Origin of the sequence: Pseudomonas kurunegalensis (assembly GCF_030291635.1) — a bacterium.
GTDB lineage: Bacteria > Pseudomonadota > Gammaproteobacteria > Pseudomonadales > Pseudomonadaceae > Aquipseudomonas > Aquipseudomonas monteilii.
The window spans coordinates 1,279,018-1,290,992 of sequence record NZ_CP127871.1; the positions used below are offsets into that span (position 1 = coordinate 1,279,018).

Sequence of the window (11,975 nt, forward strand, 5' to 3'; positions counted from 1 at the left end):
GTCAGCGGGCCTCGGTTTCCTGCAGCACCGTCATGGCTTCGCGGGGCCAGTGTGCCAGCACCTGTTGTCCAGGCTGCCAGGCCTGTGCTTGTGCTTGCCAGCGGTCGTTGGCCTGGCTTACCGCCAGCAGTTGGCCGTTGTCCAGTTGCAGCTCATAGCGGGTGGCGCTGCCCTGGTACTGCACATCGCGTAGTACGCCGCTCACTTGCACCTCATGGCTGGTTACCACCGGGTCGCCCAGGCGGATGTGCTCGGGGCGGATGGAGAAGGGCGCCGAGCTGCCATTGAGTGCCACGGCCAGTTCGCCACGCACCACGTTGGAGGTGCCAACGAACTCGGCAACGAAGGTGGTAGCAGGTTTCATGTACAGGTTGCGCGGCGTGTCGACCTGCTCGATGCGGCCGCGGTTGAACACCGCAACCCGGTCGGACATCGACAGCGCCTCGGTCTGGTCGTGGGTGACGAAGATGAAAGTGATGCCCAATTGGCGCTGCAGCTTTTTCAGCTCGCCCTGCATCTGCTCGCGCAACTTGAGGTCCAGCGCGCCCAGCGGCTCGTCCAGTAGCAGCACCCGCGGCCGGTTGACCAGTGCCCGGGCCAAAGCCACGCGCTGGCGCTGGCCGCCGGACAGCTGCGCCGGCTTGCGTGCGCCGTAACCGGCCAGGGCCACCATGGCCAGGGCCTCTTCGGCGCGGCTGTGACGTTCGGCCTTGGCCACGCCTTTTACCTTCAGGCCATAGGCGATGTTGTCCAGTACGTTCATGTGCGGGAACAGGGCGTAGTCCTGGAACACGGTGTTGACGTCACGCTGGTAGGGCGGCACACCAGCGGCCTCGACACCGTGGATACGGATCGAGCCGCTGGTGGGTTGTTCAAAACCGGCGATCAGGCGCAGGCAGGTGGTCTTGCCCGAGCCGGAAGGGCCGAGCATGGAGAAGAACTCGCCATCGATGATGTCGATGCTGACCTGGTCGACGGCCTTGACCTCGCCGAAGGTACGGGAAACCTGGGTGAACTGGACGGCTAAGGCCATTGATTACTCCAAGGTAAAGCTGGGGGCGCTCTGCGCCCCTTTCGCGACACAAGGCCGCTCCTACAGAGGGACGCGTGCTCCTGTAGGAGCGGCCTTGTGTCGCGAAAGGGCTGCGTAGCAGCCCCAGATCAGGCAATGCATCTGTTACTGGAATGCACTAGCGCCCACCCATGATCGCAATGTAATCCTGCGTCCAGCGGCTATAAGGCACGAACTTGCCCCCTTGGGCCTGCGGGGTTTTCCAGAAGGCGATCTTGTCGAAGTTGTCGAACCCGTTGGTCTTGCACCCCTCGGCGCCCAGCAGCTCGCTACCGGTACACGCTGCCGGCACCGCCGGCAACGAGCCGAACCAGGCCGCCACGTCACCCTGCACCTTCGGCTGCAGCGACCAGTCCATCCATTTGTAGGCGCAGTTGGGGTGCTTGGCCTCGCTGTGCAGCATGGTGGTGTCGGCCCAGCCGGTCGCACCTTCCTTGGGAATGGTCGAGGCCACTGGCTGGTTCTCGGCCTTCAGGCCATTGACCATGTAGCCCCAGGAGCTGGAGGCGACCACGCCTTCGTTCTTCACATCGCTCATCTGTACCGTGGCGTCATGCCAGTAACGGTGGATCAGCGGTTGCTGCTGGCGCAGCAGCTCCAGCACGGCTTTGTACTGTGCCTCGTTCAGCTCGTACGGGTCCTTGATGCCCAGCTCCGGCTTGGCCGATTTCAGGTACAGCGCCGCGTCGGCGATGTAGATCGGCCCGTCGTAGGCTTGCACGCGGCCTTTGTTCGGCTTGCCGTCGGGCAGGTTCTGCGGCTCGAACACCACGCCCCAGCTGGTGGGGGGCTGCTTGAAGGTATTGGTGTTGTACAGCAGCACGTTCGGCCCCCACTGGTACGGGGTGCCATAAACCTGCTTGTCGACCACGTACCAGCCACCGTTCTGCAAGCGAGGGTCGAGGTTTTTCCAGTTGGGGATCAGTGCGGTGTTGATCGGTTGCACGCGCTTGCCCACGATCAGCCGCAGCGAAGCATCGCCCGAGGCAGTGACCAGGTCGTAACCGCCCTTGGTCATCAGGCTGACCATCTCGTCCGAGGTGGCAGCGGTCTTGACGCTGACCTTGCAGCCGGTTTCCTTCTCGAAACCGGTCACCCAGTCGTAGGCTTTGTCGCTTTCACCGCGCTCGATGTAGCCGGGCCAGGCGACGATATCCAGGCGCCCCTCGCCAGGCCCCAGGGCCTTGGGCGGTTCGGCAGCCTGCAGGCTGGCGCTGGCCAGCACGGCGCCCGTCATGGCGCCGAGCAATGCGGTCTTGTGCACTGACATGGTGTTCCCTCTTCTTGGAGATCTTGGTCGGGGCAGTCATCAAGCAAGCCGTGAAGCAATTGTTATAAGCGTAGTGCGGTTGCGCGAGGTATTGGCGATATCGAGTCTAGTTGGCTTTTTGCCAGCCAATGCAACATCCCGAAGCAAATCCACGATGGCGTGTACTGCGCCAAGCCTTACTCTGGCGATTGAATTTTCTTACGTGGAGACACGCGAATGAACACCCGGGGCTTGCTTGATCAACTCCTCAAATCCGGCCAGCAACTGCTCGAAAAGCAAGGGGGCGCCAGCAAGGCTGGGGGCGCTGCCGGTGGGCTTGGCGGGCTGTTGTCCGGTGCGGGTGGCGGCCTGTTGGGTGGCGGGGCACTGGGCCTGTTGCTGGGTAGCAAGAAGGCCCGCAAGTACGGCGGCAAGGCCCTGACCTACGGTGGCCTGGCCGCGCTGGGTGTGCTGGCCTATAAAGCCTACGGCAACTGGCAGGCCAACCAGCGGGTGGCCGCAGCCGAACCGCAAACCGTCGACCGCCTGCCGCCCGCCCAGGCCGAGCAGCACAGCCAGGCGGTGCTGCGGGCGCTGGTGGCGGCGGCCAAGTCCGATGGCCACATCGACGAGCGTGAGCGGGCGCTGATCGAAGGTGAATTCACCCGTCTGGACAGCGACCGCGAGCTGCAGCACTGGCTGCATGCCGAACTGAACAAGCCGCTGGACCCGGCCGAAGTGGCCCGCGCTGCGCAAACACCAGAGATGGCGGCCGAGATGTACCTGGCCAGCGTGTTGATGGTCGACCAGGAAAACTTCATGGAGCGTGCCTACCTGGATGAACTGGCCCGCCAACTGCGCCTGGACCCGGCGCTGCGCCAGGAGTTGGAGAGCCAGGCCCGTCTCGCCGCCGGCCAATAGTCGGCGCCGAACGTGTGTAGGAGCGGCCTTGTGTCGCGATCGGGCCGCAAAGCGGCCCCGGCGATTTCAATGGCGAAGCTGATAATGTGGGGCCGCGTTGCGGCCCGATCGCGACACAAGGCCGCTCCTACAAAAACTTCGACTGCTGTGCGTTAGGCCTCACTTCACCCGCAAATCTGTAAGGCCTCTGGGCTATACTTCGGCGATTTTCCCGCTCGTTGTGAATTCCTGAGGGCTGAATGTGAAGAACTGGACCTTGCGCCAACGGATCCTGGCAAGTTTCGCCGTGATCATCGCCATCATGTTGTTGATGATCGTGGCCGCCTACTCGCGGTTGGTGACCATCGAAACCGCCGAAGAGGCGGTGGGGACCGACAGCATTCCCGGGGTCTACTACAGCTCGATGATCCGCAGTGCCTGGGTCGACAGCTATGTTACCAGCCAGCAACTGGTGGGCCTGTCCAACCACCGCGAAATCACTTCGGCCGACATGGAGCTGTTCAAGAGCTTTGAAGACAGGCTCAAGCAACACATGGCCAGCTACCAGGCCACCATTCAGGACAAAGACGACCAGACCCGCTTCGACGCCTTCGTTCAGCTCGAAGAAAACTACATGAAGCTGATAGGCCAGGTACTGGATGCTTATCGCCAGCACAATTACGACGAAGCCCAGCGACTGATTACCGATGTACTTACCCCTGCCTGGGTGGACGGGCGCAAGCACCTGAATGAAGTGATCGAGAACAACCGGGCTTCTGCCGACGCGGCCACCAACGAAATCGTCAGTGCCGTGAGCACGGCCAAAGGCAGCATGGTGGTTTCGCTGCTGCTGGCAGTAGTCGCCGCTGGCATTTGCGGCCTGTTGCTGATGCGTGCCATCACCGCCCCCATGCAGCGCATCGTCCATGCCCTCGACAAGCTGCGCTCCGGCGACCTGAGCATGCGCCTGAGCCTGGACCGCAAAGACGAGTTCGGCGCCATCGAAAGCGGTTTCAACGAAATGGCCGAGGCACTGGCCAACCTGGTGGCCCAGGCCCAGCGCTCGTCGGTGCAGGTAACCACTTCGGTCACTGAAATCGCCGCTACATCCAAACAACAGCAGGCCACCGCTACCGAGACGGCCGCCACCACCACGGAAATTGGCGCTACCTCGCGGGAAATTGCCGCCACCTCGCGTGACCTGGTGCGCACCATGACCGAAGTCACCTCGGCCGCCGACCAGGCCTCCAGCCTTGCAGGCTCCGGCCAGCAGGGCCTGGCGCGCATGGAAGAGACCATGCACCAGGTGATGGGCGCTGCCGACCTGGTCAATGCCAAGCTCGGCATCCTCAATGAAAAGGCCAGCAACATCACCCAGATGGTGGTGACCATCGTCAAGGTCGCCGACCAGACCAACCTGCTGTCGCTCAACGCTGCCATCGAAGCGGAAAAAGCCGGCGAGTACGGCCGTGGCTTTGCCGTGGTGGCCACTGAAGTGCGCCGCCTGGCCGACCAGACCGCCGTGGCCACCTACGACATCGAGCAGATGGTGCGCGAGATCCAGTCGGCGGTATCGGCCGGGGTCATGGGCATGGACAAGTTCTCCGAAGAGGTGCGCCGCGGCATGTTCGAGGTGCAACAGGTGGGCGAGCAGCTCAGTCAGATCATTCACCAGGTGCAGGCCTTGGCGCCGCGTGTGCTGATGGTCAACGAAGGCATGCAGGCCCAGGCCACCGGTGCCGAGCAGATCAACCAGGCGCTGGCCCAGCTCAGCGATGCCAGCACCCAGACTGTCGAGTCGCTGCGCCAGGCCAGTTTTGCCATCGATGAGCTGAGCCAGGTGGCCGCCGGCCTGCGTGGCGGCGTGTCGCGCTTCAAAGTCTGACCGCGATGAACGACTTGCAACCGCACGCCGCACGGGCGGAAAACGCCAAAGGGGCGCTGTACCTGCAGTTTCGTATCGGGGAACAGCGTTTTGCCCTGAGCGTGCACGAGGTCATCGAGGTGTTGCCGCGCCAGCCGCTCAAACCGATAGCCCAGGCGCCAGGCTGGGTCGCGGGCATCCTTTCCCATCGTGGGCAACTGGTACCGGTGATCGACCTTGCTGCGCTGAGTTTTGGCCAGCCAGCGGCACACCGCACCAGTACCCGTCTGGTGTTGGTGCATTATCGGGGTGGCCTGCAACTGGGTCTGATCCTGGAGCAGGCCACCGAGACGTTGCGCTGCCGCCCCGACGAGTTCCAGCCTTATGGTGTGGACAGCGGCGAAGCGCCGTACCTGGGGCCTGTACGCCAGGATGACCAAGGCCTGCTGCAACGCATCGAAGTCAACGATCTGTTGCCTGATGCCGTGCACCAACTGCTGTACACGGTCGAGCCGACAGGGATGCCGACATGAACGAACGTTTCTTCCGCTTCTTGCGCGAGCGCATTGGCCTGGACGTCGAATCGGTGGGTGCGCCCATGGTCGAGCGCGCGCTGCGCCAGCGTTGCGTGGCCATGAACGCCATCGACCTGGATGATTACTGGCTGCGCCTGCAGCAGTCGGCCGATGAGCAACAGGCGTTGATCGAAGCGGTGATCGTCCCGGAAACCTGGTTCTTCCGCTACCCGGAATCCTTCACAGCCCTGGCCAGCCTGGCACACAAGCGCCTGGCCGAGTTGGCCGGGGCACGGCCACTGCGCCTGCTCAGCCTGCCATGCTCGACGGGCGAGGAGCCCTATTCGCTGGCCATGGCCCTGCTCGACGCCGGCATCGCGCCGGGGGCGTTCCTGATCGATGGCATGGACATCAGCCCCAATTCGGTGGCCAAGGCCGGGCAGGCCGTATACGGGCGCAACGCCTTCCGGGGCAGCGACCTGGGCTTTCGCGAGCGCTACTTCGATGCCCTCGACGAAGGCCATCGCCTGCACGAGCGGGTGCAGCAGCAAGTGAGCCTGCAAGTGGGCAATGTGCTCGACCCGGCGTTGGCCACCCGCGATGGCCTGTACGACTTCGTGTTCTGCCGCAACCTGTTGATCTACTTTGACGTGGCGACCCAGCAGCGTGTGTTCGAAGTGCTCAAGCGTCTGCTGCATCCCCAGGGTGTGTTGTTCATCGGCCCGGCCGAAGGCAGCTTGCTGGCGCGGATGGGGATGCGCCCGCTGGGCATTGCCCAATCGTTCGCCTACGTACGCCAAGAAGGCAGTAGCGCCCCACAGGCCTTGGCCCCGGCACAACCTGCACGGCGTACCGTGCTACCGCACGCCCCGGTGGGTTATCCACCCCCCGCCGCGCCATTGCCGCGTCCGTTACGGGCAGTACCGGTAGTCGCTAGACCCGCGCCGGCCCGCGAACCCAAACGCGAGGACGCAAACGAACTGCTGGCCAGTATCGCCCGGCTTGCCAATGCTGGCGCCAGCGAACAGGCGCGTGCCGAATGCCAGCACTACCTGGGCCAGTACGCGCCGTCGGCACAGGTTTACTACTGGCTGGGGTTGCTCAGTGATACCGACGGCGATGCGCAACAGGCACTGACCCACTACCGCAAGGCGCTGTACCTTGAGCCGCAACACCCTGAGGCGCTGGTGCACCTGGCGGCCTTGCTGGCGGCCCAGGGCGACCAGGCCGGTGCCCGACGCCTGCAGGAGCGTGCAGCGCGGGTTGGCCGGGAGCCTGAACGATGAAGGGTGACACTGCGATGCAGCTACTCGCCGAAGACGACGCGCACATCGACGATTGCTGGAACCGTATTGGTGTGCACGGCGACAAGCAATGCCCATTGTTGGAGCGTCATGTTCACTGTCGCAATTGCGACGTGTATGCGGCAGCGGCCACACGCCTGCTTGACCGCTACGCACTGATGCAGGACCACCAGGCCGCGGCGGCGCAGCCGGTCGAGGAAAACACCGGCCGTTCCATGCTGTTGTTCCGCCTGGGCGAAGAGTGGTTGGCGCTGGCCACCGCCAGCCTGGCCGAAATCGCCCCGTTGCAGGCTGTGCATTCGCTGCCGCACCAGCGCTCGCGGGTGTTGCAGGGGGTTGCCAATGTTCGCGGTGCCCTGGTGCCGTGCCTGTCACTGGCCGATTTGCTGGGCGTACAAGCCGGCACCGCCGAGCAACGTAGCGGCAGGGCGATGCCACGCATGCTGATTCTGGCTGCCGAAGGTGGCCCTGTGGTAATGGCCGTAGAGGAAATCGACGGTATTCACCGGCTCGACCCGCTGCTGCTGGGCAGTGGCCAGGACGCCACGCGCTTCACTGCCGCAGTGCTGCAGTGGCGTGGGCGTAGCGTGCGAGTGCTGGACGATCAACACTTACTGTCTGCCGTGCAGCGGAGCCTGTCATGACCCCAGAGCAAATGCGCGATGCATCGTTGCTCGAACTGTTCAGCCTGGAGGCCGAGGCGCAAACCCAGGTGCTCAGCGCCGGCCTGATGGCGCTGGAGCGCAACCCCACCCAGGCCGACCAGCTTGAGGCCTGCATGCGCGCCGCCCATTCGTTGAAGGGGGCCGCGCGTATCGTCGGGGTGGATGCCGGCGTGAGTGTCGCCCACGTTATGGAAGATTGCCTGGTAGCAGCCCAGGAGGGCCGCTTGCGGTTGAGCGCCGAGCATATCGACGCGCTGTTGCAGGGGACCGACTTGCTGATGCGCATCGCCACACCAGGCGATGCCGTGGCGCAGGCGACCTTGCCGGTATTTCTTGCGCAAATGGCCAGCTTGCTCGACCCAGGCGCTGCGACCGTGCCGGCGGTGCCGCTGGCGGCCCCCCTGCAAGTGGAACCGCAGGTGGCAACCTTACCGTCTGAACCGCTGGTGTTGCCAGTCGACCCGGCTGAACCCGAGCCGGAGCCCGAGCCCGTCCTGAGGCGCAAGGCCGGCAAGCGCGTTGGCGAAGGTGCCGAGCGGGTGCTGCGCGTCACCGCCGACCGTCTTAACAGCCTGCTCGACCTGTCCAGCAAGTCGCTCGTGGAAACCCAGCGGCTCAAGCCGTACCTGGCCACCTTGCAGCGCCTCAAGCGCATGCACGGCCAGGGCATGCAGGCGCTCGACGGCCTGCGCATGCAACTGGAGGACAGTGGCCAAAGCAACGAGGTGCTCGAAGCCCTGGCGCAAACCCAGCGCCTGCTGGCGGAAACCCAGCAGATCCTGCAGCAGCAGGCGGCCGACCTGGACGAGTTCGGCTGGCAGGCCAGCCAGCGTGCGCAGTTGCTCTACGACACCGCCCTGGCCTGCCGGATGCGCCCGTTCGCCGACGTGTTGACCGGGCAAAGCCGTATGGTGCGCGACCTTGGGCGCTCGCTGGGTAAACCGGTGCGACTGGTGGTGGACGGCGAGAAGACCCAGGTCGACCGCGATGTGCTGGAAAAGCTCGAAGCGCCCCTGACCCACCTGTTACGCAATGCCGTCGACCACGGTATCGAACTGCCAGAAAGGCGGCTGCTGGCGGGCAAGCCAGACGAGGGCGTGATCCGCCTGCGCGCTTCTCACCAGGCCGGCATGCTCAGCCTGGAGTTGATCGACGATGGTGCCGGCATCGACCTGGAGCGCCTGCGCAGCAGCATCGTCGAGCGCGCCCTGTCACCTGCCGACACGGTGGCGCGGATGAGCGATGCGGAGCTGCTGACGTTCCTGTTCCTGCCCGGTTTCAGCTTGCGTGACAAGGTCACCGAAGTGTCCGGGCGCGGCGTGGGGCTGGATGCGGTACAGCACATGGTTCGCGAACTGCGCGGCTCGATCGAGCTGACGCAGGTGGCGGGGCAGGGCTGTCGCTTCCACTTGCAGGTGCCACTGACCCTGTCGGTGGTGCGTAGCCTGGTGGTCGAGGTGGGCGGTGAAGCCTACGCCTTCCCGCTGGCCCATATCGAACGCACGCTGGAAGTGACCGCTGAACAGATCGTTCAGATCGAAGGCCGTCAGCACTTCTGGCACGAAGGCCGGCACATTGGCCTGGTGGCGGCCAGCCAGTTGCTCAACCGCCCAGCCGGGCAAAGTGACGATACCAGCCTGCGGGTGGTGGTAATCCGTGAGCGCGAGCAACTGTACGGCGTGGCCGTGGAGCGGCTGGTGGGCGAGCGTGTGCTGGTGGTGATGCCGCTCGACCCACGGTTGGGCAAGGTGCAGGACATTTCCTCCGGCGCCTTGCTGGATGATGGCTCGGTGGTACTGATCGTCGATGTCGAAGACTTGCTGCGCTCGGTGGAAAAACTGCTCAGCACCGGCAGCCTGGAACGCATCGAGCGCGGCAGCAGTGGCGTTCGTGGCGTGACCCGCAAGCGGGTGCTGGTAGTCGATGACTCGCTGACCGTGCGCGAACTGCAGCGCAAGCTGCTGGGCAACCGTGGCTACGACGTGGCGGTGGCGGTAGATGGCATGGACGGCTGGAACGCCCTGCGCGGCGAGGACTTCGACCTGCTGATCACCGACATCGATATGCCGCGCATGGACGGTATCGAACTGGTGACCCTGGTGCGCCGCGATCAGCGCCTGCAATCGTTGCCCGTGATGGTGGTGTCCTACAAAGACCGTGAGGAAGACCGACGGCGTGGCCTGGATGCCGGCGCCGACTACTATTTGGCAAAGGCCAGTTTCCACGACGATGCGTTGCTGGATGCTGTGGTGGAGCTGATCGGAGGTGCTCAGGGATGAAGATCGCCATCGTCAATGACATGCCCATGGCCGTCGAGGCACTGCGTCGCGCGGTCGCCTTCGAGCCCGCGCACCAGGTGGTGTGGGTAGCCAGCAATGGCGCCGAAGCGGTGCAACGCTGCGCCGAGCAACTGCCGGACCTGATCCTCATGGACCTGATCATGCCGGTGATGGACGGCGTGGAGGCCACTCGACGGATCATGGCCGAAACCCCGTGTGCCATCGTCATCGTTACGGTCGACCGCAAACAGAACGTGCATCGGGTGTTCGAGGCCATGGGCCATGGCGCCCTCGACGTGGTCGATACGCCGGCGCTGGGGGCGGGTGATGCCCGTGAAGCGGCTGCACCCCTGCTGCGCAAGATTCTCAATATCGGCTGGCTGGTCGGCCAGCAGCGAGCCCCGACAGCAAGGCCGGTGGCTACACCGCTGCGCGAGGCTTCCCAACGTCGCGGGCTGGTGGCGATCGGCTCGTCGGCGGGCGGCCCGGCAGCGCTTGAAGTATTGCTCAAGGGCTTGCCGGCCGCGTTTCCGGCGGCCATCGTGCTGGTCCAACATGTGGACCAGGTGTTTGCCGCCGGCATGGCCGAATGGCTCAGCAGCGCAGCAGGCCTGCCGGTGCGCCTGGCCCGTGAAGGCGAACCGCCGCAGCCCGGGCAGGTGTTGCTGGCCGGTACCAACCACCACATTCGGCTGCTACAGAACGGCCAACTGGCCTACACTGCCGAACCTGTCAATGAAATCTACCGGCCCTCGATCGATGTGTTCTTCGAGAGCGTGGCACGTTACTGGAATGGCGATGCGGTGGGTGTGCTGCTTACCGGCATGGGGCGCGACGGCGCCCAAGGCCTGAAACTGATGCGTCAGCAGGGTTTTCTGACCATTGCCCAGGACCAGGCCAGCAGTGCGGTGTACGGCATGCCCAAGGCCGCTGCGGCCATCGATGCCGCCGTGGAAATCCGCCCGCTGGAACGCATCGCCGGGCGCTTGATGGAATTTTTCGCAAAATGACGAAATGTATTGAATCACGCCGCCAGACCGGTCGTGATCGGGTGAACAGGTATGAATGATTTACCGATCGAAGGTTTCGCGACCCCCAACGAAAACTCGGCGATGGTGCTGCTGGTCGATGACCAGGCCATGATCGGCGAAGCGGTGCGGCGTGGCCTGGCCAATGAAGACAACATCGACTTCCACTTCTGCGCCGACCCGCACCAGGCGGTGGCCCAGGCCATGCGCATCAAGCCCACGGTTATCCTCCAGGACCTGATCATGCCTGGCCTGGACGGCTTGACCCTGGTGCGCGAGTACCGTAACAACCCGGCGACCCAGGACATCCCGATCATCGTTCTGTCGACCAAGGAAGACCCGCTGGTCAAGAGCGCGGCCTTTGCCGCCGGTGCCAACGATTACCTGGTCAAGTTGCCCGACACCATCGAGCTGGTGGCGCGTATCCGCTACCACTCGCGCTCGTACCTCACCCTGCTGCAGCGCGACGAGGCCTACCGTGCCCTGCGCGTCAGCCAGCAGCAGTTGCTCGATTCCAACCTGATGCTGCAGCGTCTGATGAACTCCGATGGCCTGACCGGGCTGTCCAACCGCCGCCACTTCGACGAGTACCTGGAGCTGGAATGGCGCCGGGCGATGCGTGAACAACAGCAGTTGTCGTTGCTGATGATCGACGTCGACTACTTCAAGGCCTATAACGACAGCTTTGGTCACCTGGCCGGCGACGAGGCGTTGCGCCAGGTCGCCGAAGCCATTCGGGCTTCGTGTTCGCGGCCCACCGACCTGCCGGCACGTTACGGCGGCGAGGAGTTTGCCCTGGTGTTGCCCAACACCTCGCCTGGCGGGGCACGCCTGGTGGCCGAGAAGCTGCGCCAGACCGTATTGGGGCTGGGCATCCCGCATACCGCGCCAGTGGCCGACTCGTACCTGACCGTGAGCATTGGCCTGGCCACCCAGACCCCGGCCGTCGGCAGCCATTGCCGGCAGTTGATTTCTGCGGCGGACAAAGGCCTGTACCTGGCCAAGAATGGCGGCCGTAACCAGGTCGGCATCGCCTGACATGGGTTTTTTGTTGGTTTTTTCGCGGCTGTTGACTGCCCGGCGGGTCTGCCGCCGTGCG

General features: G+C 64.3%; 10 protein-coding genes. 8 read left to right on the top strand and 2 right to left on the bottom strand.

Going from position 1 to position 11,975, the window contains the following annotated elements; all coding sequences use genetic code 11:
* Position 1 precedes the first annotated feature (1 nt).
* Positions 2-1,033, bottom strand: coding sequence for an ABC transporter ATP-binding protein (locus tag QQ992_RS05730; RefSeq protein ID WP_286112554.1), 1,032 nt, complete (start codon positions 1,031-1,033; stop codon positions 2-4).
* 157 nt (positions 1,034-1,190) lie between these two features.
* Complete coding sequence (ydcS, locus tag QQ992_RS05735) at positions 1,191-2,342, bottom strand: putative ABC transporter substrate-binding protein YdcS (protein ID WP_016712983.1); 1,152 nt, start codon at positions 2,340-2,342, stop codon at positions 1,191-1,193.
* A gap of 216 nt (positions 2,343-2,558) precedes the next feature.
* Between ydcS and QQ992_RS05740 the strand changes: the two genes are divergently transcribed.
* From QQ992_RS05740 to wspR, 8 genes are all read left to right on the top strand, one after another.
* Positions 2,559-3,242: a tellurite resistance TerB family protein gene (locus tag QQ992_RS05740; RefSeq protein WP_286112556.1), complete on the top strand. Its 684-nt coding sequence runs from the start codon at positions 2,559-2,561 to the stop codon at positions 3,240-3,242.
* Between the two features lie 241 nt (positions 3,243-3,483).
* Positions 3,484-5,106 carry a methyl-accepting chemotaxis protein gene (locus QQ992_RS05745; RefSeq protein ID WP_286112558.1) on the top strand — a complete coding sequence of 541 codons (1,623 nt, stop codon included), beginning with the start codon at positions 3,484-3,486 and terminating at the stop codon, positions 5,104-5,106.
* 5 nt (positions 5,107-5,111) lie between these two features.
* A complete protein-coding gene (locus QQ992_RS05750) occupies positions 5,112-5,618 on the top strand; it encodes a chemotaxis protein CheW (RefSeq protein ID WP_286112559.1) in 507 nt (168 codons plus the stop codon).
* The gene (locus QQ992_RS05755; protein ID WP_286112560.1) at positions 5,615-6,886 is read left to right on the top strand and encodes a CheR family methyltransferase; all 1,272 of its coding nucleotides are present in this window, start codon (positions 5,615-5,617) and stop codon (positions 6,884-6,886) included. Before QQ992_RS05750 ends, QQ992_RS05755 begins: the two co-directional genes overlap by 4 nt.
* The gene (locus QQ992_RS05760) at positions 6,883-7,548 is read left to right on the top strand and encodes a chemotaxis protein CheW (RefSeq protein WP_286112561.1); all 666 of its coding nucleotides are present in this window, start codon (positions 6,883-6,885) and stop codon (positions 7,546-7,548) included. Before QQ992_RS05755 ends, QQ992_RS05760 begins: the two co-directional genes overlap by 4 nt.
* A complete protein-coding gene (locus tag QQ992_RS05765; protein ID WP_286112562.1) occupies positions 7,545-9,848 on the top strand; it encodes a hybrid sensor histidine kinase/response regulator in 2,304 nt (767 codons plus the stop codon). The genes QQ992_RS05760 and QQ992_RS05765 overlap by 4 nt, the downstream gene beginning before the upstream one ends.
* The gene (gene wspF, locus QQ992_RS05770) at positions 9,845-10,858 is read left to right on the top strand and encodes a Wsp signal transduction system protein-glutamate methylesterase WspF (RefSeq protein WP_286112563.1); all 1,014 of its coding nucleotides are present in this window, start codon (positions 9,845-9,847) and stop codon (positions 10,856-10,858) included. Before QQ992_RS05765 ends, wspF begins: the two co-directional genes overlap by 4 nt.
* A 51-nt stretch (positions 10,859-10,909) precedes the next feature.
* Complete coding sequence (gene wspR / locus QQ992_RS05775; protein WP_198752044.1) at positions 10,910-11,914, top strand: Wsp signal transduction system regulator diguanylate cyclase WspR; 1,005 nt, start codon at positions 10,910-10,912, stop codon at positions 11,912-11,914.
* The last annotated feature ends 61 nt before the right edge of the window (positions 11,915-11,975 follow it).